Genomic DNA, 23,790 nt, shown 5'->3' on the forward strand with positions numbered 1-23,790 from the left:
GTCTCACCCTAAATGTTGGTTTAATAACTCAGTCATCCAATCCTTTAACTCAGAATGGGGCACCGATGCTAGATTCTCACTAGCAAATGCATGAATTAAATAACGACTCGCTTCCGCACGATTAATACCTCTTGTTTCTAAATAGAATAGTGCATCTTCTTCAAGTTGTCCTACGGTAGCGCCATGGGAACAAACAACATCGTCAGCAAAAATTTCCAATTGGGGCTTCGTGTCGATCTCGGCACGAGGCGATAATAACAAATTCTTATTTTGTTGCTGGGCATCGGTTTTAACTGCCCCAGGACTGACAACCACCCGTCCATTGAACACGCCATGCCCATCCCCTTGTAGGATACCTTTATAATCTTGTCTGCTTTGACAATCTGAGACGTGATGGAAGACAGTTGTGTGATGATCAACATGTTGACTCATGCCAGGAGCATATATTCCATTCATCAAACACTGAGCCTGTGACTCATCCAAGTTAATGGTCAAATCACTTCTCACCAGGGCACCACCTAAACTTAAGCTATGGTTTTGATATTGACTATTAGTCATTTGTCTAACGGCAATGTGACCAACATGATATGCGGCTTTACTTTCACATTGAATTTTATAATGGTACAAAATAGACGATTCAGCTAAATGAACCTCGGTGATGCTGTTGGTAAAATAATCCACTTGGTGGGCACCTTGGTAATACTCAACCACACTTGCCTGGCTTGCCTTAGACAAAGCAATGACATGACGTAATTGTATGTTTTGGCCAAGCCTGCTATTTGTATGGCGCAAAATAATCGGTGAGGAAATTTGAACTTGTTCAGGTAAATACAAAAAAAGCCCCGATTTTAAATAGGCAGTATTCAAATAATGAAACCCATGCTCTTCTGCTAATATCGTTGCCAAATAGGTTTGTACTAATTCAGGGTATTGCTCAGCCGCATGACGTAATGGGAGGCACACAACGCCTTCAGGTAAGTTGAAAGAATCAAGTTGATTGACATCGATCTCGCCATTTATTACATCAATAACCATGTCCGTGTTTAATGGACAAGGGCTATGCGCCATTGGTTGTTCACAAGCAGTTGGTTTATCGGAGAAACGATGCCCTGCCCATTGATCGGTACTGGTATATTTCCAATCCTCATCACGGCGAGATGGAAACCCTCCCTGGACTAATTTCTGTATAGCAGATTGCTGTTTTCGAGCAAGCCAGTCAATTGCTGTTTGGTTATTGGTGGCTTGTTGTCGATAAAACTCAACGACTTCACTCATACCTTCTCCACCTTATCTACCCAACTGTAACCCTTCTTTTCTAATTCTAAGGCAAGCGACTTATCACCCGATTTAACGACTTGACCATTCGCTAATACATGGACTTTATCGGGTTGAATATAGTCGAGTAATCGTTGGTAGTGGGTTACTAAAATAATGGCTCTATCAGCGCTACGCATTGCATTAACCCCTTGGGCAATGATTCGTAGTGCATCGATGTCTAAACCCGAATCTGTTTCATCCAAAATCGCTAATTTAGGCTCAAGCGCTGCCATTTGCAAAATTTCATTACGCTTTTTCTCACCACCCGAAAACCCTTCATTAATATTTCGATACAAGAAACTTTCATCCATATCTAAAAGAGCACATTTTTCGCGGATAAATGATAAAAATTCGATCGCATCGAGCGTCGGTTTATTTTGACCTTTACGAACAGCATTGACAGCTGCTTTTAAAAAATTAATATTGGTGACTCCCGGAATTTCTACGGGATATTGGAAGGACATAAATATCCCTGCCTGAGCCCTTTCTTCAGGCGCAAGAAGTGTTAAATCTTGGCCAAGGTATTCAATTTCCCCATGAGTGATTGTATAAGCTGGATGACCCGCGATCACTTTCGACAAGGTGCTTTTCCCCGACCCGTTTGGTCCCATAATGGCATGCACTTCCCCAGCATTAACCGTTAAGTCAATCCCTTTCAATATCGGCTGTTCACCTATTGCGACATTTAATTGTTTGACTGATAACATATTATCCTACTGCCCCTTCTAAACTAATACCTAATAACTTAGTTGCCTCTACAGCGAACTCCATCGGTAATTCTTTCAACACCTGTTTACAAAACCCATTCACTATCATTGAAACCGCATCTTCTGTATCAATGCCACGTTGTTGGCAATAATACAGCTGCTCTTCACTAATTTTTGATGTGGTTGCTTCGTGCTCAATTTTAGCACTAGGATTTTTTGCTTCGATATAAGGGAATGTATGTGCTGAGCAGGCACTACCCATCAACATGGAATCACATTGTGTAAAATTACGCGCATTATCGGCATTGGGAGTTATTTTTACTAGACCACGATAAGCATTGTGGGATCGGCCTGCGCTAATTCCTTTAGAAATGATGGTTGAACGCGTATTTTTTCCAAGATGAATCATCTTAGTACCTGTATCGGCTTGTTGGAAATGATTCGTCAGTGCAACCGAGTAAAACTCACCAACGGAATGATCCCCTTGCAAAATAACACTGGGGTACTTCCAAGTAATTGCTGAACCAGTTTCTATCTGCGTCCATGAAATTTTCGAACGCTTACCTTTACAAGCACCTCGCTTGGTTACAAAATTATAAATACCCCCCTTCCCTTCTTCATCACCAGGATACCAATTTTGAACGGTCGAATATTTAATCTGAGCATCGTCTAAAGCAACCAATTCAACGACGGCAGCATGGAGTTGATTCTCGTCTCGCATAGGTGCTGTACAGCCTTCAAGATAGGAAACATAACTTCGTTTATCGGCTATGATCAACGTTCTTTCGAACTGGCCTGTGGAAGCGGCATTAATGCGGAAATAAGTCGATAGTTCCATAGGGCAACGCACACCTTCTGGGATGTAAACAAATGATCCATCACTGAACACAGCTGAATTCAAAGTAGCGTAGAAATTATCGCGATACGGAACCACTGAACCCAAATATTTTTTGATTAAATCCGGATATTTTTGCACAGCTTCTGAAAATGGGCAGAAAATAACACCGGCTTCAGCGAGTTTTTCTTTAAAAGTGGTTGCAACAGAGACACTATCAAACACAGCATCCACTGCAACGCCCGCAAGCATTTCTTGCTCTCTTAATGGGATTCCTAATTTTTCATATGTACGAAGTAATTCAGGATCGACTTCATCTAAGCTTTTTGGACCGTCTGCTTTTTTCTTAGGTGCCGAGTAATATGATATTGCTTGGTAATCAATGGGTGGGTAATGCACACTAGACCAGTTAGGATGCTTCATTGTCTGCCAGTGGCGAAATGCTTGTAAACGCCATTCAAGCATGAATTCTGGCTCATTTTTTATTGCCGATAAACGTCGGATAACATCTTCATTTAGTCCTGGCTCAAAGGTATCGACATCAATATCTGTGACAAAACCATGCTCATATTCTCGTGATATGAGCGTGTTTAAGTGTTGATTACTATTAACCACTATATTCTCCACTTACGATTCTTCGAATACCATCTACCTGAATGGTTCTTAAACCTGGTTTAGCAAGCTCTGCTAGCGTTACGCCTTCAAGCGCTGTTTCAATCGCTCGGCTTATCAAGCGCCAATTACCTTGAATGACACAATACGGCTCAATCGCACAATCACCGTGCGAGACGCTACATGACGTTAAACCCCGCTGTTCTTCCACGGCATAAATAATGTCAGCAATTGAGATTTCATTAGCAGCTCTTATTAATTGATAGCCACCGGCAACACCTCGCTCTGAACGAAGTAAGCCAGCCGTCGCTAGTAGTTTTAAAATTTTACTAACTGTGGGCACCGCTAATTTAGTTGCTTCTGAAATTGCTCTGGCATTCAATAACTGCTGTTGGTTATTAGCTAAATAAACCATCACGACGGTTCCATAGTCAGCTAATTTACTGATGCGGAGCATAACACCTCCAGGCAAAATAATCTAGTACTAATTTAGTCTTAATTTGGGTTATAACATGCCAATGATCGAAGTAGACAATATGCAAAATAGGGAACGTCGTTCCTTGGGATAACTGCCTCTATTAATGTGATCTTTGATGAAACCAAAATAACACTAACAACGTGTAGAAAAATTCATTATCTATCTAGTACTATTTTAGTACTATTTTTGTAAAATTGCTAGCCTATTTATCAGAGTGATCGCTTACGGACGTTTCCTAAATACTGCTATTAATATGGCTATCAACCTTGGCGTTATAGATTAATCCGTTAATGTATAGATCGTAAGCCATGATACCGAGGTTCGATTCAAGTTGTTGCCTTAAGGAATTTCGCTGCTCGACATCAACCGTCGCTTTCTTACCAGGATGGATAGCAGTCAGTCTAACTATCAAATAGCCCTGATTAGCAATGGACTTTCCAGCCATACGATTAATGGATTGAATCATAAAAGCCAAATGATTGACATTCGCAGGGACTGTATCGGATTCACGTGCCACATTTTTCTGTTCTTTCCAATCAAGTTTTGACTGTTTCAGCAGGGATGCTAGTTTCTCAGCAGAGATTTTACCTTCAACAAACGACTGTCCAAGTGTTCGTACAAACTTTTCTGCTTTTTGCTGGCGCAATTTGGCGTTAATCATAGGCGCGACCGCATCAAATGATTTTTCCGTGGCAGGTTTATGCTCCTTAATGCGAAGAAATACAATCGTATCGCCATCTATTTGTATTAGTTCACTGTTATTACCTAAATCTAATACATCATGACTGAAGGCTGATTGAATCAATTGTTGATGCTTCGTTATCGCCTCGCTTCCCCCTTTTCGGGTGAAAAATGATGTTTCTAAAAGAGGCTCCGATACTGATTTTGCAGCGGCGTCTAAACTATCCGGGGTCTGGAAGGTTAAGTCAGTCAGTGATTCCAGTTTTTCATTAAAGCGTTTCTCCGCTTTTGTATTGACCAATTGCTGGCGAAGCAAGGATGAAACATCTTCATAAGGCTTGGCACTTGCTGGAGTATAATTTTTAACTTGGAATATTTCATACCCATACTTTGTTTTAACGGGGGCACTGACTTGGCCAATCGTTTTCAAGTGCATAAGAACTTTACCCAAATCACCTTGACCCGCTGTAATCCAAGGCAACCCATTATCTTTGGTTAATGCTAATTTATCGTCTGTGTATTTCGCTTTCAATGCATCAAACTGCTCAGGATTTGTTTGAGCTTGTTTTGCAATTTCTTCAGCCTTTTCCTTACTTTTAACGGCGTTGGCATCATCTGAAGCAATTAGAATACGAGCAACCTGCCATTTAGCGGGCTCTATAAAGTTCTGTTTATTCTCTTCATAATAAGCCCTTACCTGCTTATCTGATATAATTTTATCTTGTGCTTGGCGTTCTTTTGCTAGTGATAAAAGAATATATTTCACACTGATTTGTTCAGGATTTAAGAATTCAGATTGATGCGCATCATAGTATTGTTTCGCCTCTTGCGCAGATACGTTTTGATCATCGAGAAACGATTTAACAGGGATGACAAGATAATCATAGTCTCGTTGCTGATAATATAATTTTATGAACCGATTAACTTCATAGGGAAGTGCAAATTCTGTGCCCATAAATGCGAATCGTTGTTGATTCATCAGCAAACCTTGACGTACCTCTTGTTGAAAGCTCTCTGGTGTATACATTGCAGAAGATAAAGCTTGTTGATATAGGGCTGTCGAAAATTTACCATCTTCTTGAAATTGGGGGATAGCGAGTATTGCCGCATTCGCTTGTTGGGCATCGACATAAAATCCATTTTTCTCAGCCGAAGATAGCGCCACTTGCTTATTGACGATATCCTGCATTATTTGATCTTTCAACTCTTGCTCTTTTTTCTTTGTCAAAGTAGAAAGATCAATTTGCTGCCGTGCTCGGCGATAATATATTTCAAATTCTTGTTTTGATAATTTGACCCCATCCACCTCGAGTACACTATCTGAATAGTTTCGCGATTGCAGATAATAATCAATTCCAAATAACGTAAAAGTGAAAGCAATCAAAATAACAATTATCCAAGCAACAACGCCTTTTACACGTTCATTTAGCTTTTGTAGCATGACAGTATCCGTTTAAATAGTTTGTTTTTCACATTTTGGCACTCAGGGTGTCCCCTAATTCCCTTTATGGTACCTTTTCCCCAGGTTTGAGGAGAAGGAAAAGGATAGATGTTTTTTACCAATCCTGTAAATTTGCCTATAGTGTCATAATGATACCATCGTATCAAGTACTTTTCGTATTCTTAAATGAAAAGGGCTTGGGTAATACTGTCACTATTCCATGGGACTGTAACCTATTCAAAGCCGAGAGTATGATCACAGGTATCAATCTGTGTGTTGATATTAAGGTAGTTGGCGGAGTGGACGGGACTCGAACCCGCGACCCCCGGCGTGACAGGCCGGTATTCTAACCAACTGAACTACCACTCCATTTTTGGTGGGTGCTGCAGGGATCGAACCTGCGACCCTCGCCTTGTAAGGGCGATGCTCTACCAGCTGAGCTAAGCACCCATTTGCATAACCATCATGCGAAATGTGTCGAAGGCGCAATCTTATGAAATCTTCGGATCGATGTCAATGAGTTTTTGAAAATTTGTGAAGGATATTTAAATCCAAGCAATTTTCCCATATCGCGCTTGTCCTCATGAGCTTATAAGAATTGACATACAGTTTAGTGAATAATTTAAGATTATGGGAAAGACCTAACTTGTTATCAAAAAAAAAACGCGCTCATTAAGAGCGCGTTGTGTGGCGGAGTGGACGGGACTCGAACCCGCGACCCCCGGCGTGACAGGCCGGTATTCTAACCAGCTGAACTACCACTCCAAGCCTTGGTGGGTACTGCAGGGATCGAACCTGCGACCCTCGCCTTGTAAGGGCGATGCTCTACCAGCTGAGCTAAGTACCCAACAGTATTAGCCTTGTTGAACAGCATCCTTTAAGTTCTTACCTGCTTTGATTTTTGGTACACGAGCCGCAGGAATCTTAATGGAAGCGCCAGTCTGTGGATTTCGTCCAGTTCTAGCAGAACGAGTTGTTGTTGACATAGAAACAAAACCAGGAATAACTACTTGTCCACCTGATTTCAACTCATCTATGGAAGTTTTTACAAACATATCTAACACTTTACTTACGCAAGCTTTAGTTTCACCTGTCGCTCTTGCGATTGCATCAATTAGTTCACTTTTTTTCATTTTAACCTCTATCCAGTTAAGTAGTTACTCAGTCAAAAGAAGGGTTTCTCTTGATCTCAAGTTCAACATCCCTGCCTTGCCCAATAATGCTGGGCAACGTTAAAAAATATATCTGTTTTTAATGCGCGTGTAAATCCTTATTCATGGTTTTTTTTCGATTTTTTCCCGAAATAGCAGCACTTTTCGCATTCTCTGCCTTATTCTTAACCGGATTGCTTACCAAAGCCAACTCAAGCACCTGCTCAATCGTTCTAACGGGATGTATTTTTAACTGCCGCAAAATGTTTTGAGGTATCTCTTCTAGGTCCTTTTCATTTTCATAAGGGATAAGAACGTGCTTTATCCCGCCTCGATGGGCTGCTAAAAGTTTTTCCTTTAAACCGCCGATTGGCAACACATCGCCCCGTAAAGTGATTTCGCCTGTCATGGCAACATCCGCTCTCACTGGAATTTGTGTTACTACGGATACTAATGCTGTGCACATTCCAATGCCAGCACTGGGACCATCCTTCGGCGTCGCTCCTTCAGGAACATGAATATGGAACTCGCTATGCTCATAAAAATCGGGTTTTAAATCAAATTGTGCGGCCCTGGAACGAACAACGGTGGTTGCAGCCTGTATGGACTCCTTCATAACATCACCTAGTTGCCCCGTTTGAATGGTTTTTCCCGACCCAGGCATTTTGGAAGCTTCAATTGTTAACAGCTCACCACCAACACTTGTCCATGCAAGACCTGTTACCATACCAATACGGTCCATTTGCTCGGCCAAACCATATCGAAACTTTTTAACACCCAAGTATTTATTGATATTCGTGTGAGTGACCCGCGCGTGTTTGACTTTTTTACTTTTTAAGATGTCTCTGACAACTTTGCGGCAAATGGTTGCAATATCTCTTTCAAGATTACGAACCCCAGCTTCCCGGGTATAATTTCGAATTATATCACGGACAGCTTTTTCAGAGATTGTAATCTCCTCTTCTTTTAGACCATTCAGCTCGCGTTGTTTTGGAACAAGATGTCTTTCTGAAATATGAACTTTTTCATCTTCGGTATAACCCGCCAATCTTATGACTTCCATCCGGTCTAACAAGGGCGCTGGAATTTCCAAGGAATTGGCCGTGGCAATAAACATCACATCACTCAAATCATAATCCACTTCTAGATAATGGTCGCTAAACGTATTGTTTTGTTCAGGATCAAGTACTTCTAATAACGCAGATGCTGGATCACCGCGAAAATCCATCGCCATTTTATCGACTTCATCCAACATGATAAGCGGATTTTTTACTTTGGCTTTGCATAACTTTTGAATGATCTTTCCCGGCATCGAACCAATATAGGTTCGTCGATGACCACGAATTTCTGCTTCATCTCTAACGCCACCTAAAGCAATGCGAATGAACTTTCTACCGGTTGCATTAGCAATCGATTGACCCAGGGAGGTCTTACCAACACCTGGTGGTCCAACAAGACATAAAATGGGGCCTTTTAGACGCTTCACGCGTTGTTGAACAGCCAAATACTCAATTATCCGTTCTTTAACCTTCTCAAGACCATAATGATCCTGATCAAGCACTTTTTCCGCTTGCTTTAAATCATATTGAATTTTGCTTTTTTTCTTCCAGGGAACACTTAGCATCCAATCCAAATAGTTGCGAACCACAGTCGCCTCTGCTGACATTTGAGACATCATTTTAAGCTTATTAAGTTCGGCTAATGATTTTTCTTTAGCATCTTTTGGCATGCCAGCTTTGGCTATCGATTTCTCGAGCTGCTCAATCTCATTCCCTTCCTCGTTGATTTCGCCCAATTCTTTTTGGATAGCTTTCATTTGTTCATTAAGATAGTACTCCCGTTGGCTTTTTTCCATTTGCCTTTTTACACGGCCTCGTACACGTTTTTCAACTTGTAATAGGTCTATCTCACCTTCAATAACAGCCATAAGGCGTTTCAAACGTTCACCAAAATCTTGGATTTCCAGAATTTCCTGCTTATCTTCTACTTTTAAAATCAGATGGGCCGCAATGGAGTCAGCCAGTCGGCTGGGTTCTTCAATGCTTGCAAGGGTTCCTAGCACTTCAGGCGGCAACTTCTTATTCAACTTGATGTATTGTTCAAATTGAGACATGAGTGCACGCATGATAATTTCAATCTCCTGCTCACTCATCGATTTACTTATGTCTTTAATAGGCTCAAGCACGGCTTCAATATATTCTTTTTCTTGGGAGTAAGAAACAGCCTTCGCACGTGTTTCTCCTTCGACCAAAACTTTAACGGTGCCATCGGGCAGTTTTAGCATCTGTAATACGCTGGATATGGTGCCAATTGTATAAATATCGGAAGGAGAGGGATCGTCAAGGCTTGATTTTCTTTGTGAAACAAGAAAAATTTGCTTATTATCCAGCATGGCAGCCTCAAGCGCTTGAATTGACTTTTCGCGGCCAACAAATAGAGGTATCACCATGTGCGGAAAAATAACAACATCTCTTAGTGGTAAAACAGGAAGAGGCTGAGAGTAATCTTGCTCTTGTTCAGCAATTTCAGTAGCAGTTGTCATATATTACCCTTTTGTTATTTTCAATTAATAAGGTAGAGCAACGTTAATTGTATATTTGGAACCGTCCCGATAGTTATCATAGGGTTGCAAATGAGATAAATCTAACTTCATTTCTTACTATTTGCTCCCCACCAATCTATTTGGTGGGTTCCTCAGGTCGTTTCTATTTACTTGTTTTTGCGATAGGTTTTTTAACCTCTTCTTCTTCATATATCAGAATGGGTTTTGATCGATTTAAAACAGCACTTTCGTCAACCACAACTTTATGGACACCTTGCAGTGTTGGAAGCTCATACATTGTATCTAATAGTACGTTTTCTAAAATTGAACGCAATCCTCTGGCGCCAATTTTTCTTTCCAAAGCTTTTTTGGCAATCGCAGTTAACGCTTCTTCGCGGAATTCTAACTCAACGCCTTCCATTTCAAACAAAGAGATAAACTGCTTTGTTAACGCATTTTTGGGTTTAGTCAGGATTTCAATTAAGGCTTCTTCATCCAGCGCATGTAAACTAGTCACAACCGGTAAACGTCCTACAAACTCTGGAATCAACCCATATTTGATTAGGTCATCTGCTTCTAGCTGATCAAGCAGCATCTGCTTTTGTTCATCGCTTTCCATCTGTTTCAAACTAGCAGCAAACCCGATACCTGATTTGTCACTGCGATTTTGGATAATTTTTTCTAAGCCAGAAAAGGCACCGCCACAGATGAACAAAATATTGGAGGTATCGACTTGTAAAAATTCTTGCTGAGGATGTTTCCTACCACCTTGAGGGGGTACTGAAGCAACAGTCCCTTCAATCAACTTGAGCAAAGCCTGCTGAACACCTTCACCGGACACGTCCCTGGTAATCGATGGGTTTTCCGATTTTCTTGAAATTTTATCGATTTCATCAATGTACACGATGCCCTGCTGTGCTCTATCAAGGTCGTAATCACATTTTTGCAATAATTTTTGAATGATGTTTTCGACGTCTTCCCCCACATAACCTGCTTCTGTTAACGTCGTTGCATCAGCCATAGTGAAAGGTACATTAAGCATTCGAGCTAATGTTTGAGCTAATAACGTTTTACCACTACCTGTTGGCCCAATCAGTAAGATATTACTCTTACTTAATTCGACGCCATCATCCCCTTTATGCTTCAGTCGCTTATAGTGGTTATATACGGCAACAGATAACACTTTCTTAGCATGCTCTTGACCGATGACATATCCATCCAAAAAGGAAGCAATTTCTTTCGGCTTTGGCAATTCAACTTGCGCTTCTTCTGATGTAATTTCTTCTGCGCCTTCACGAATAATGTCATTACATAATTCAACACATTCATCACAAACAAATACGGATGGTCCGGCAATTAGTTTTTTTACCTCATGTTGGCTTTTACCACAAAAGGAACAATACAGTACCTTTTCATTTTTTCCGTCCCCATCTTTACTCATGATTAAAACCCCTATAAACGCTTCGGTGGTATGACAAACTCGATCAACCTCATTGTCATTGATCCATCGCTGTCATTAACCATCAAATGAACTCTGAATAATAGCAAGAATTAGGATATGCAAGTCTATTGCAGTAATACACGCCACTAAATTCTAATTTTATTATAGCAAGATTTGCATATTATCATATTCCAAATTGTATTTCCCCATATATGGGCTTGAAAAAATATTTAAAGTCTAAATTGCAAGAAAATTCTCTATTCTTACCTAAGCGCATAGAAACGTCTTCAGGATGTATAAACACTATGGACGATCTATGTTTCCAATTAGCTTATAAAATCAGATCCTAGGAAATTAAAAAGCCTGCGAAAAGCAGGCTTAATAGCGATAAATTAATTAGTTTAGCTATTGGATGAAGATCCATCCGCTCGGTTATACAAAACTTTATCGGCCAGGCCATACTCGACCGCCTGGGATGCGCTCATAAAATTATCCCGCTCGGTATCACGCATGATTTGATCGGGAGTTTTACGTGTATGGTGAGCCATAATATTATTGAGTTTTTCACGGACGGCTAATGTCTCTCTAGCATGGATTTCAATGTCTGTTGCTTGGCCACGATAACCACCTAACGGTTGGTGTATCATAACCCGTGCGTTGGGTAGGCAAAATCGCTTTTCATCCGCACCGGCACAGAGCAATAATGCAGCCGCACTTGCGGCTTGACCAATACACAGCGTGCTGACATCCGGCTTGATAAACTGCATCGTATCGTAGATAGCAAGACCAGCCGTTACAACGCCTCCCGGCGAGTTGATGTATAGATAAATATCTTTTTCGGGATTTTCCGATTCGAGAAATAACATCTGGGCAACTACTAAGTTGGCCATATGGTCTTCCACTTCACCTAATAAAAAGATAATTCGTTCTTTTAGTAATCGAGAATAAATATCGTAGGATCGTTCTCCCCGAGAGGTTTGTTCCACAACCATTGGAACAAGACCGCTGGCATTGCGAATTACTTCATCATGGTTCATCGGCATTACTATTCTCCCTGTTCTGCCTGGGTATTTTTAGGATTCATAACAGCATCGTAATCCAATTTCTTCTCTACCTTTTTTGCTGATTCTAATAACTTTTCCGCAACGAGCTCTTCCACGACTAACGAACGAATATTGTCAAACTGCGTTTTATCACCCTTGTAATGTTTCTTAAATGCATCGGGATCTTCATAGGCATCAGCAAGTGTATCTATTTTCTCATTAACTTGCTCATCGGTGGGTTCCACTTCAAACTTCTTCACATACTCAGCAAACAATAAACCAAGCTTAACGCGTTTTTCTGCTTGGTCTTTAAACATATCGCTGGGTAAGTCAGGCAATTTCTTATTGGTTTGCTCATGACCAAATATCCGATGCAACATATCTTTTTTTAACTGCTCAATTTCATTGTCAACTAATGATTTTGGCACATCAATCGTATTCGCTTCAAGGAATACATCAAAAATTTTATCACGGTTCATCTCTGATAGCCGTCTGTCTAGCTCTCTAACCATATTTTTTTGAATGTCTTCTTTAAGTGCTTCGACTCCACCTGTTTTAATACCAAACTTTTCTGCAAAGGCATCGTCTAATTCAGGCAGTTTTGGGTCAAACACATTAACTAATTCGATCGCAAAACGCGCATTCTTTCCTGCCAAATTTTTCTGATGATACTGTTCTGGGAAAGTCACTTCAATATCAAAAGAATCCCCTGCTTTATGGCCGATGATTCCTTTCTCAAAGCCTGGAATCATCGAGTCTGAGCCCAGCTCTAACTCAAAGTTACTGGCTTTGCCACCTTCAAATGCTTCATCGCCAATAAATCCTTCGAAGTTAATTTCAACTTTATCGCCTTTCTTTGATTTGCGTTTAACTTCTTTCCATTCTTTATGTTGTTCTCGAAGTTTTTCCATCATTAGGTCGAGATCTTTATCGCTCACGTTTGATTTGATCACTTCAACTTTTGCGCCACCCAAATCACGAACTTCAACTTCAGGCAGAATTTCAAATAATGCATGGTAAGTGAAGTCTTCACCCGACTTAATTTGTTCAGGTTCTATGCTGGGATAGGCTGCTGGCTTTAATTCAGATTGATCGATTGCTTTGAATAAAGTTTCTCGAACCATTTTTTCCATAACATCAAGATGGACGTTCGTAAGAAAACGCTGTTTAACAATATTCAAGGGGGCTTTCCCAGGACGGAAACCATCTAATTTGACTTTTTTGGCCAGTTCTTTTAACTGGCTATTTACCATGTTGTCAACTTCTTTTGCTGGGACTGAAACGGTTACCTTCCGTTCTAAGCCATTTAACGTTTCAACCGAAACTTGCATCGATTCACCTCTTGGATTTGTCTGTGTAAGAATTTGGTGCGAAAGGAGAGACTCGAACTCTCACAGGTTACCCCACTGGAACCTAAATCCAGCGCGTCTACCAATTCCGCCACTTTCGCTAACTGGTTGGCATTATATATCAGTATTACTGATTTTGGTACTCTGACAAATTGTTTGTAACAAATCAATTCTATAATAATGGGGTGAACGATGGGACTCGAACCCACGACAACCGGGATCACAACCCGGGGCTCTACCAACTGAGCTACGCTCACCATTATTTTCATGAACCCTGAAAGGCTGGCACGCCCGGCAGGATTCGAACCTGCTACCCTCGGCTTAGAAGGCCGATGCTCTATCCAGATGAGCTACGGGCGCAACATTGGTCGGGGTGGAGGGATTCGAACCCCCGACATTCTGCTCCCAAAGCAGACGCGCTACCAGACTGCGCTACACCCCGCATACCCGTCCCTAAGACAGAGGCCAAATGATAAGCTTTCCGCTATTTAACGTCAAGAATATTTAAAAAAAAATTTATTTCCACTTAAAAACGAGTAATAATTGAGTTAACTATTGACGGCAAATACGTACCCTATTCCGTCGTCAACAAACCCTCTAAGGGAAATCACTAACATAGGCCCCAAAAAACCCATGAAAAAAATTCTACCTTTGTTCGATAACATCAATCATCTAAACAAAAATGATCAACATGTTATCTTGCCTTCTCCTAATTGCTATGATGATTTTCGATATACGCTGAATTTTTTGCGAAGTTATACAGGGTCACTGGGAACATTCAATAGTTATCGCCGAGAATCAGAACGTCTATTGCAATGGACATGGCATATTGCCAATAAGCGTCTCAACGATTTAAAAAAGGAAGACATTGAGGCCTTCATCCGGTTTTGCCAGTCTCCGCCAAAACCCTGGATCAATACTAAAAAGGTTCCTCGCTATAAAAATAAGGGCGGGCTACGGGTACCTAATGAAGATTGGCGTCCTTACACCGTTACGATTAGCAAATCAGCAAGAAAACAAGGTGCGCAACCTTCCATAGAAGCCTATCAGTTATCTCAAGGCGCTGTTCAAGAAATACTTGCCATTTTAAGCACTTTTTTTAATTTTTTGATTGCGGAAGAGTATTTAGCCACCAATCCCGTATCATTAATCCGCCAGAAGAGTAAATTTATTCGCAAACAACAGCACAATGCGCCTGTGAGACGGCTATCAGATAATCAATGGCGTTCTGTATGGCAAGCAGCCGAGAACCTTGCTAGTGAAAATCCAGAATTGCATGAACGTACCCGCTTTATTATCAACCTTTTGTTTGGCTTGTATTTGCGTATATCAGAGCTCACAGCGACCGATCGCTGGGTTCCAACAATGAATGATTTCTCTAAAGATAGTAACGGTTTTTGGTGGTTTACAACTGTCGGGAAAGGTAATAAGCAGCGACAAATTGCTGTTAGCGACGATGTTATGTCCGCGCTTGCGCGATGGCGTATTTTTCTAGGTCTGCCCCCCCTCCCTTCAGCTGCAGATAATAGTCCTTTGATACCAAGAGTGCGAGGACACGGTCCAATGTCAGATACAGCCCCCATACGTCGGTTAGTGCAACAATGCTTTGATTTAGCAGCCATGCAATTAAGACAACATGGCGACGCTGAAGAAGCAGACAGCCTGCAGGCTGCAACGGTTCACTGGCTTCGCCATACCGGAATCTCGGAAGATGTCAAACACCGCCCTCGCGAGCATGTGCGTGATGACGCTGGACATAGCTCAAGTGCGACAACGGATCGCTATATCGATATTGAGCATAAAGAGAGATATCAATCAGCGAAACGGAAAAAGATTATTACTTTCTAAGCACCGTTTGCTTCTTCCAACAACTAGAGCAAGCAGCGAAAGTCCAGACTTTAGTCACGAGTGTGAAATGCCTGGCTTAAACCTAAAGCCATTTCCAGAGATTGTTCATAATTCAGACGAGGATCCACCAAGGTCCGATACGCATGCTTCAAGTCAGAAGAGCTTAATCCGCGCGCGCCACCAATACATTCAGTCACATTATCTCCCGTTAATTCAAAGTGTACCCCGCCTAGATTGGAATGATGTGCACGATGAATTTCTACCGCTTTATATAACTCTCCCTGAATTTTATCAAAATGCCGTGTTTTAATGCCATCTTCTGTTTGTTCTGTGTTCCCATGCATTGGATCGCAAGACCAGGTAACCGGTGTTTTCTGCTGGTTGATCGCTTCAATAAAGGGAGGTAAGCACTCTTTAATCTTGCTATTCCCCATTCTCGAAATTAACAAAACGCGTCCTTCCTCATTTCTTGGATTAATATACTGTACCAATTCAACGACCTCTTTGGGGTCAGCGCTTGGACCAATCTTTATGCCAATAGGATTATCAATTCCGCGTATAAATTCAACGTGAGCGCCATTCATTTTTGCTGTGCGCATACCTATCCAGGGTAGATGCGTGGATAAGTCATACCAACGGCCATCTTTTAGTTTTCTCGTTAAACCTTGTTCATAATGAAGATGCAAGGCTTCGTGCGATGTATAAAAATCAACCTTATGAAGGTTACTGCTACGCAGTCCGTCAATGGCTTCTAAAAACTCAAGTGAATCAGTAATAGACTTTACAATTTGAAAATAGCGATCCGCTTGTTTTGAATGATTGACAAAGCTCAAATCCCATTTGTGGGGATCATGCAGATCTGCAAATCCACCATCTAACAAACTGCGGATAAAATTAAGGGTCATTGCACTACAGCTGTAGCCTTGTAAAAGTAGCTTTGGATTAGGTCGGCGTGCTTCGGCTGTAAATTCAGGAGAATTAACTAGGTCGCCACGATAGCTAGGCAGTGTGACGCCATCCACCGTTTCAAAATCAGAAGAACGCGGCTTAGCGTATTGACCTGCTATTCGACCCACTCGAATGATTGGTTTTCGCAGTCCATGCAATAACACCAAACTCATCTGCAACAATATTTTCAATTTATTACTAATAATATCCGAGCGGCATTCATTAAATTGCTCTGCACAATCGCCGCCTTGTAAAATAAACGCTTTCCCCTTTCCAGCCATAGCTATTTCTGTTTTTAATCGCTTTACCTCACCACTAGTCACCAGTGGTGGCAGCTGACTTAGTTTATTAACAACAATGTCTAACTGTTGCTCATCAGGATAACTCGCAGATTGTTCGTAGGGCTTTGATTGCCAGCTTGTCGGAGTCCACTCTTTCATTTTTTATTTATCTATCTAAATTAAGATATCAGAATTTTAGGTCAAAAAAAGGCAAAACACCACTTGAAAATCAAAATATTACCCCCAAATGCATATTATTTAAGTCTGATATGGAGTAGAAAAAGATGACCAATGAGCCAAAAGACTGGGCAAAATTTAAAGCTGAAAATGAAGAAAATGAGCAAACCATCGATGCGAATAAGGAAGATGACTCCACCCAACACGATCCAAATTCTAAAGAACGTGAACCAACAATTCGTGGTGCCCTTGAACACCCTGACTATGAAGCGCTTGAAGAAAAACTATTCGAAACCGAACAAAGAGTTCAAGAAAACTGGGACGCAGCCATTCGTGCTAAAGCGGAATTAGAAAATGTGCGTCGACAAGCTGAAAGAGATGTTGAACGAGCGCATAAATTTGGAACATCTAAACTGATTGAATCCTTACTCCCCGTGATAGATAGCCTTGAACAAGCGCTACAGCTCGCCATTGAAAATGAAGATACCGCCATGCAAGAAGGACTTGAGTTAACAATGAAAGTATTCCTTGATGCCTTGGAAAAACAGGGGGTAGTTCAAATAGACCCAGTTGGTGAGGTTTTCAATCCTGAGCGACACGAAGCAATATCGATGCAACCAAGTAAGGACGCTGAACCCAATACCGTTTTAAATGTGTTCCAAAAAGGATATGAATTAAATGGACGAGTTATTCGGGCTGCTAGAGTAATCGTCTCTTCCAAATAACGTCCTTACTTTTCCCTTCTCCCCAGACATGGGGAGAAGGTGCCCAATGGGCGGATGAGGGGTTTGTGAATCGAAGGTATAAATTGCATGTGTTGCTTAATATGTTTGAGATGCTAAAAAATAAATAAAATTTAAGTTGAATTTATTAATTCAATCCCCATATGACTGTCATTAGGTAACAATTTTTAAGTACGGAGCATATCAACAATGGCTAAAATAATCGGAATTGACTTAGGTACGACTAATTCTTGCGTTGCTATCTTGGAAGGTGACAAACCAAAAGTAATTGAAAACGCAGAGGGTCATCGAACAACTCCTTCGATTGTCGCATTTACTGACGATGGCGAGACGTTAGTTGGTCAGTCAGCCAAACGCCAAGCTGTGACAAATCCAAGCAATACACTATTCGCCGTCAAACGGTTAATTGGTCGACGCTACGATGATCCTGTCGTACAAAAAGACATCAAAATGGTTCCCTACAAGATCATTAAAGCAGATAACGGTGACGCTTGGGTTAGTGTTAAAAATGACAAAAAAGCCCCGCCACAAATTTCTGCGGAAGTTTTGCGAAAAATGAAGAAAACCGCTGAAGATTATTTAGGCGAAGAAGTCACACAAGCTGTTATCACAGTACCTGCATACTTCAATGATTCTCAGCGTCAAGCCACAAAAGATGCCGGAAAAATTGCTGGTCTTGAGGTAAAACGAATCATAAATGAACCCACCGCTGCCGCCCTTGCCTATGGCATGGATAAAAAACGGGGTGACTCTGTTATTGCAGTCTACGACCTCGGTGGTGGTACTTTCGATATCTCTATTATTGAAATAGCCGAAGTGGATGGCGAACATCAATTTGAAGTATTGGCCACAAATGGTGATACTTTCTTAGGTGGTGAAGACTTTGACTTGGCATTAATTAATTACTTAGCGGATGAATTTAAAAAAGATGCAGGCATTGATCTTCATAATGATCCACTTGCCTTACAACGTCTGAAAGAAGCCGCAGAAAAAGCGAAAATTGAACTATCCTCTTCTCAGCAAACAGACGTTAATTTACCTTACATTACCGCAGATGCCAGCGGACCAAAGCACATGAATATCAAACTCACTCGAGCTAAACTTGAGTCATTGGTTGAAGACTTGGTCAAACGCTCCATCGAACCTTGCAAAATAGCCCTAAAAGACGCCGGTAAATCCATATCAGAAATTAACGATGTCATTCTTGTGGGTGGTCAAACAAGGATGCCTTTGGTACAAAAAACAGTGGAAGAGTTCTTTGCAAAAGAGCCAAGAAAAGATGTTAACCCGGATGAAGCGGTCGCTTTAGGGGCAGCAATACAAGCCGGTGTATTGTCAGGCGAAGTGAAAGATATCCTTTTGTTAGATGTCACGCCGTTATCATTGGGGATAGAAACAATGGGCGGTGTGATGACGAAATTAATCGAAAAAAACACCACGATTCCTACCAAGGCGAGCCAAGTTTTCTCAACAGCAGAAGACAACCAAACCGCTGTTACTGTCCATGTGCTTCAAGGTGAACGTGAGCAAGCATCAGCCAATAAATCACTCGGTCGATTTGACTTATCTGACATTCCACCTGCACCACGGGGTGTGCCACAAATTGAAGTGATATTTGATATCGATGCAAACGGTATCATGAACGTTTCTGCTAAAGACAAAGCGACTGGAAAAGCACAATCCATTGTCATTAAAGCGTCGAGCGGTCTGTCAGACCAAGAAATTGATGCCATGGTTAAAGATGCAGAAGCCCATGCAGATGAAGATCGTAAGTTTAAAGAATTGGCAGAGGTTCGTAATCAAGCGGATGCAATGATACACAGTTCCCAAAAATCGCTGAAAGACTTAGAAACTGAATTATCCAGTGATGAAAAATCCAATATCGAAAATGCGATAAGCGAACTGAAAGAGGCCATTAAAGGCAATGACAAAGCGTTAATTGAAAGCAAGCTCAAAGCATTAACTGACGCTAACTCGAACATGGCTGAGAGAGTTTATGCTAAAAAAGCATCCGAGTCAGAAGCGCAAGCAGGCGGAAAACCAGACAATAAGTCATCGGGAGCCGATGATTCAGTGGTTGATGCAGAGTTCGAAGAAGTAAAAGACGACGATAAGCAATCCCAATAGCCTATGCTACTGGATTATACATCGTTAAAGGCATCTCTTGATTAACATTTATTGGTCAGAGGTGCTTTTAATTGATGCATTTTGACCATATATTGATTTATTATGGTATAATTGGTTATTTTTAAGAGCGCCTGGAATCAATTGGGCGCAAGACAACATCCTACCGTGACATATGACTGGTTGAATTGAGCGTATTCGCGGTTTAAGTTTTTATGTGTGAGAAACAATGAGTCAACAGGATTATTATGAAATCTTAGGTGTCAGTCGAAGTGCCGACGATGCTGAGATCAAAAAGGCGTATCGAAAACTAGCGATGAAACATCATCCTGATAGAAATGCAGGAGATCAAGCCGCTGAAGAGAAATTCAAAGAAATCCAGCGTGCCTATGATATCTTGTCTGACTCGCAAAAGCGTGCTGCTTATGATCAATTTGGTCATGCAGGCGTTGATCCATCCATGGGTGGTGGCGCTGGTCCAGGTGGCTTCTCTGATTTTGGCGATATTTTCGGCGACATTTTTGACAGTATGTTTTCTGGTGGCAGAGGGGGGGCTGGCCGGACGAGAGCTCAGCGTGGCTCCGATCTTCAATACAATATGACCATTACGCTCGAAGAAGCCGCATCGGGAAAACAAGTTGAAATTAATGTACCCAGGCAGGCTGCCTGCAACAGTTGTCAAGGAAGTGGCGCTAAAAAGGGTTCCACTCCCAAAAAATGTGGGACATGTGATGGTGTAGGCCAAGTTAGAATCCAACAAGGCTTTTTCTCTATTCAACAAACGTGTCCCAATTGTCATGGCGAAGGTCAAGTCATAACCGATCCGTGTTCTGAATGTCATGGACAAGGCCGCGTTAAGGAAAATAAAAAATTAACGGTGAAAATTCCTGCTGGTGTTGATAACGGCGATCGCGTTCGTTTGACCGGTGAAGGTGAAGCAGGTCTGCATGGCGGCCCTTCAGGCGATTTATATGTTCTGATATCGGTTAAATCTCACCCAATATTTGAACGAGAAGGCTCCGATTTACATTGTGAAGTACCCATTAGTTTCGATGTTGCAGCCTTAGGCGGCACTATTGAAGTGCCTACACTCACCGGAAAAGTCAGTTTGAAAATACCACCGGAAACACAAACGGACAAAGTATTTCGTGTACGCGGCAAGGGCGTTCAATCCGTTCGCGGTTATTCAACCGGTGATTTACTTTGCAAAGTTGTTGTGGAAACCCCAATCAATTTAACAAAAGAACAAAAGGAATTACTGGAAAAATTTATCCAGTCGCTGGAACATAGTAAGAACAAACATTCGCCAAGAACGAGCACATGGTTTGATGCGGTGAAAAAGTTTTTCGAAGATATGAAGTCTTAGCCATCAATTACATCATATCTGCGGGGCAATTCGGAGCGTTATTTTAACTCCTTCAGGACTTCTATATATAATTTTCCACATTGTTCCCCTCGCCCCGGAAACGGGGAGAGGGTGCCCAAAGGGCGGGAGCGGGGTTTTTGAAATGAAATTCTATCCTGATGTGTGGTACCAAGTTCGTAAAATGCTTACGAAAAACCGGACAGAGACACGCTCCCTGGCGGGTATAGATCTGTGATATTTGGTTACTTCTAAATGAATTCCTACATTTTTTTCTTCTTCCCGGAAATAGGGAGAAGAAAACGCAGCTATTAGGTCTTCTATTTTCTAACATATAACGATACAATAAGCGCAATTTTGCTCATTTAAAGACGATTTCATGACACAACCCACTCCTGCAATTTTAGCGCTGGCTGATGGAACAATATGCCATGGATATGCCATTGGACATGAAGGTACTCACATTGGGGAACTTGTATTTAATACCTCAATGACGGGTTACCAGGAAATGTTGACGGATCCTTCCTATAGTGAACAAATTATCACCTTAACAGCAGCCCATATTGGAAACACGGGTTGTAATGAAGAAGATATTGAATCTAAAAAAATCTGGGCCAAAGGGTTAGTTATCCGTGAGTACTCACCCTATCCAAGTTCATGGCGCGCTCAAACCACCTTGTCTGATTGGCTTCATCACAATCACGTGACAGCTATTGCTGGAGTCGACACCCGCTTCATTACCAGGCATCTCAGGGATCATGGCAGTCAAGGTGCATGTATTACCACCGAGTATGCCAGTCAGCCAGACAAAGCTGTCCAATTAGCACAATCATTCAGTGGTCTTAGCAATAGGGACCTTGCTAAAGAGGTGTCTTGTAAAACAGAACAACGCTGGGATACAGACAGAGGTGAGTGGGGTCCCAAGTCCACGCCCCAGAATTTTCACGTCATAGCCTATGACTATGGTGCAAAACATAATATTTTGCGTATTCTGCAAGAGTTAGGTTGTCACGTCACCATCGTGCCAGCAAAAACCCCTGCTGAAGATGTTCTGCGAAGCAATCCCGATGGCATATTTCTGTCAAATGGTCCTGGAGACCCTGCAGCCTGTGACTATGCCATTAAAGCAGTTAAACAATTTATATCTGCGAAAGTCCCTTTATTTGGAATCTGCCTAGGCTATCAAATTTTGGCTTTAGCTTGTGGCGCTAAAGAAACAAAAATGAAGTTTGGCCACCATGGTGGTAACCACCCGGTTATTGACTTGCAATCTAATCGAGTCATGATTACCAGCCAAAATCATGGTTTCATGATTGAAGAAACATCCCTGCCAAATGAATTAATCGCCACACACCGTTCGCTGTTTGATCAAAGTTTACAAGGGATCAAACATACATCTGCGCCAGCATATGGGTTTCAAGGTCACCCTGAAGGAGGGCCTGGGCCGCATGATGCTGAAAAAATTTTTAAACCATTCATATCAGCAATGAGTGAATATAAATCGACGAGGGAATTGTGAACGAATTTGCACTATTTACGTCTGAGTCTGTTTCTGAAGGTCACCCAGACAAAATTGCCGATCAAATATCAGATGCCATTTTAGATGAATTGTTAAAGCAAGATAAAGCAGCCCGTGTTGCCTGTGAAACATTTGTAAAAACAGGTATGGTTTTGGTGGGCGGTGAAATTACCACCAATGCCTGGGTTGATGTTGAAGAAGTGACCCGACATGTTATTCGTGATATTGGTTACAATAGCTCTGACATGGGCTTTGACTGGGAATCTTGTGCGGTGCTCTCTGCTATTGGCAAACAATCAACCGATATTGCTCAAGGTGTGGATAATACCATTACCAATCGATTGGGTGCCGGCGATCAGGGATTGATGTTCGGCTATGCTACTAACGAAACAGAAGAATACATGCCCGCCCCTATCGCTTATGCTCATCGATTGATGAAGCAACAAGCGAAATTAAGGCATAGCAAGCAGTTGGAATGGCTCCGACCAGACGCTAAATGTCAATTGACGTTCAAATATGAAAATGGCAAACCCATTGCTGTTGATACCATTGTTCTGTCCACCCAACATCACCCTGATATAAGCCATAAGGATCTCTGCGAAGAAGTTAAAAAGCATATCATTCTCCCAATTATTCCTACCCATTGGTTAAGCCAGGATACAAAATATTTTATCAATCCAACAGGTCGATTTGTCATTGGTGGTCCCCAAGGAGATTGTGGTTTAACTGGCCGAAAAATTATTGTTGATACTTATGGCGGCTTCGCTAGACACGGTGGGGGCTGTTTTTCGGGGAAAGATCCATCTAAAGTGGATCGTTCTGGCGCCTATTCCGCCCGCTACGTTGCAAAAAATATTGTTGCAGCAGGCATCGCTGAACAATGCGAAATTCAACTTTCCTATGCAATTGGCATACCCGATCCCGTATCAATTTCGGTTGAAACGTTTGGTACTGGTCGTATGAACAACGCACAAATTGTTGAACTGATTAGAGAACACTTCGATTTAACGCCCCAAGGGATTATCGATGAACTCAACTTATTAGAGCCAATCTATCGCCAAACTGCTACTTATGGACACTACGGTCGACCCGAGTTTCCCTGGGAGAGGCTGAACAAAGTTGAAAAATTAAAGTCAAGCATGTAATTATACTAAATGGACAGGACTAGCCATAGCGCCAACAAAGTAATT

At 41.6% G+C, this 23,790-nt stretch carries 17 protein-coding genes and 8 tRNA genes; 6 read left to right on the forward strand and 19 right to left on the reverse strand.

Annotation, left to right across the window (positions count from 1 at the left end; all coding sequences use genetic code 11):
- Positions 1-3: 3 nt before the first annotated feature.
- From sufD to AB3348_RS02555, 18 genes are all read right to left on the reverse strand, one after another.
- Positions 4-1,275: a Fe-S cluster assembly protein SufD gene (sufD, locus tag AB3348_RS02470; RefSeq protein ID WP_367605971.1), complete on the reverse strand. Its 1,272-nt coding sequence runs from the start codon at positions 1,273-1,275 to the stop codon at positions 4-6.
- Complete coding sequence (sufC, locus tag AB3348_RS02475; protein WP_367605972.1) at positions 1,272-2,024, reverse strand: Fe-S cluster assembly ATPase SufC; 753 nt, start codon at positions 2,022-2,024, stop codon at positions 1,272-1,274. Before sufC ends, sufD begins: the two co-directional genes overlap by 4 nt.
- 1 nt (position 2,025) lies before the next feature.
- Complete coding sequence (sufB, locus tag AB3348_RS02480) at positions 2,026-3,474, reverse strand: Fe-S cluster assembly protein SufB (protein ID WP_367605973.1); 1,449 nt, start codon at positions 3,472-3,474, stop codon at positions 2,026-2,028.
- Complete coding sequence (locus AB3348_RS02485) at positions 3,467-3,928, reverse strand: SUF system Fe-S cluster assembly regulator (protein WP_367605974.1); 462 nt, start codon at positions 3,926-3,928, stop codon at positions 3,467-3,469. Before AB3348_RS02485 ends, sufB begins: the two co-directional genes overlap by 8 nt.
- A 256-nt stretch (positions 3,929-4,184) precedes the next feature.
- Positions 4,185-6,071, reverse strand: coding sequence for a SurA N-terminal domain-containing protein (locus AB3348_RS02490; RefSeq protein WP_367605975.1), 1,887 nt, complete (start codon positions 6,069-6,071; stop codon positions 4,185-4,187).
- Positions 6,072-6,363: 292 nt separating this feature from the next.
- Positions 6,364-6,440, reverse strand: a tRNA-Asp gene (locus AB3348_RS02495).
- Between the two features lie 5 nt (positions 6,441-6,445).
- Positions 6,446-6,521, reverse strand: a tRNA-Val gene (locus AB3348_RS02500).
- Positions 6,522-6,759: 238 nt separating this feature from the next.
- A tRNA-Asp gene (locus AB3348_RS02505) sits at positions 6,760-6,836 on the reverse strand.
- Between the two features lie 6 nt (positions 6,837-6,842).
- Positions 6,843-6,918, reverse strand: a tRNA-Val gene (locus AB3348_RS02510).
- 7 nt (positions 6,919-6,925) lie between these two features.
- The gene (locus AB3348_RS02515) at positions 6,926-7,204 is read right to left on the reverse strand and encodes an HU family DNA-binding protein (protein ID WP_367605976.1); all 279 of its coding nucleotides are present in this window, start codon (positions 7,202-7,204) and stop codon (positions 6,926-6,928) included.
- A 118-nt stretch (positions 7,205-7,322) separates the two neighbouring features.
- Positions 7,323-9,764, reverse strand: coding sequence for an endopeptidase La (gene lon, locus AB3348_RS02520; RefSeq protein ID WP_367605977.1), 2,442 nt, complete (start codon positions 9,762-9,764; stop codon positions 7,323-7,325).
- Positions 9,765-9,927: 163 nt separating this feature from the next.
- Positions 9,928-11,205, reverse strand: a complete 1,278-nt coding sequence (gene clpX / locus AB3348_RS02525; RefSeq protein WP_367605978.1) for an ATP-dependent Clp protease ATP-binding subunit ClpX — start codon at positions 11,203-11,205, stop codon at positions 9,928-9,930.
- Between the two features lie 401 nt (positions 11,206-11,606).
- Complete coding sequence (gene clpP, locus AB3348_RS02530; RefSeq protein ID WP_367606196.1) at positions 11,607-12,242, reverse strand: ATP-dependent Clp endopeptidase proteolytic subunit ClpP; 636 nt, start codon at positions 12,240-12,242, stop codon at positions 11,607-11,609.
- A gap of 8 nt (positions 12,243-12,250) precedes the next feature.
- The gene (gene tig / locus AB3348_RS02535) at positions 12,251-13,579 is read right to left on the reverse strand and encodes a trigger factor (RefSeq protein WP_367605979.1); all 1,329 of its coding nucleotides are present in this window, start codon (positions 13,577-13,579) and stop codon (positions 12,251-12,253) included.
- 34 nt (positions 13,580-13,613) lie between these two features.
- Positions 13,614-13,698 (reverse strand) — tRNA-Leu (locus tag AB3348_RS02540).
- 80 nt (positions 13,699-13,778) lie between these two features.
- Positions 13,779-13,854: transfer RNA gene (locus AB3348_RS02545), tRNA-His, on the reverse strand.
- Between the two features lie 26 nt (positions 13,855-13,880).
- A tRNA-Arg gene (locus tag AB3348_RS02550) sits at positions 13,881-13,957 on the reverse strand.
- A gap of 5 nt (positions 13,958-13,962) precedes the next feature.
- Positions 13,963-14,039: transfer RNA gene (locus AB3348_RS02555), tRNA-Pro, on the reverse strand.
- Between the two features lie 191 nt (positions 14,040-14,230).
- Between AB3348_RS02555 and AB3348_RS02560 the strand changes: the two genes are divergently transcribed.
- Entirely contained in the window at positions 14,231-15,445 is a 1,215-nt protein-coding gene (locus AB3348_RS02560) for a tyrosine-type recombinase/integrase (RefSeq protein ID WP_367605980.1), read from the forward strand.
- Between the two features lie 50 nt (positions 15,446-15,495).
- Here AB3348_RS02560 and AB3348_RS02565 read toward each other — a convergent pair whose 3' ends face one another.
- On the reverse strand, positions 15,496-16,833 hold the full coding sequence (locus tag AB3348_RS02565; protein ID WP_367605981.1) for a 3-deoxy-7-phosphoheptulonate synthase class II: 1,338 nt from the start codon (positions 16,831-16,833) through the stop codon (positions 15,496-15,498).
- Between the two features lie 125 nt (positions 16,834-16,958).
- Between AB3348_RS02565 and grpE the strand changes: the two genes are divergently transcribed.
- The 5 genes from grpE (at position 16,959) to metK (ending at position 23,745) form a co-directional block, all read left to right on the forward strand.
- On the forward strand, positions 16,959-17,576 hold the full coding sequence (grpE, locus tag AB3348_RS02570) for a nucleotide exchange factor GrpE (protein WP_367605982.1): 618 nt from the start codon (positions 16,959-16,961) through the stop codon (positions 17,574-17,576).
- 207 nt (positions 17,577-17,783) lie between these two features.
- Positions 17,784-19,721: a molecular chaperone DnaK gene (dnaK, locus tag AB3348_RS02575; RefSeq protein ID WP_367605983.1), complete on the forward strand. Its 1,938-nt coding sequence runs from the start codon at positions 17,784-17,786 to the stop codon at positions 19,719-19,721.
- A gap of 226 nt (positions 19,722-19,947) precedes the next feature.
- Positions 19,948-21,084 carry a molecular chaperone DnaJ gene (gene dnaJ, locus AB3348_RS02580; RefSeq protein WP_367605984.1) on the forward strand — a complete coding sequence of 379 codons (1,137 nt, stop codon included), beginning with the start codon at positions 19,948-19,950 and terminating at the stop codon, positions 21,082-21,084.
- A gap of 376 nt (positions 21,085-21,460) precedes the next feature.
- Positions 21,461-22,600, forward strand: coding sequence for a glutamine-hydrolyzing carbamoyl-phosphate synthase small subunit (gene carA, locus AB3348_RS02585; protein ID WP_367605985.1), 1,140 nt, complete (start codon positions 21,461-21,463; stop codon positions 22,598-22,600).
- Positions 22,597-23,745, forward strand: coding sequence for a methionine adenosyltransferase (gene metK, locus AB3348_RS02590; RefSeq protein ID WP_367605986.1), 1,149 nt, complete (start codon positions 22,597-22,599; stop codon positions 23,743-23,745). Before carA ends, metK begins: the two co-directional genes overlap by 4 nt.
- Positions 23,746-23,790: the final 45 nt, after the last annotated feature.

The organism is Legionella sp. W05-934-2, assembly GCF_964199965.1.
Classification (GTDB): domain Bacteria; phylum Pseudomonadota; class Gammaproteobacteria; order Legionellales; family Legionellaceae; genus JAFIFT01.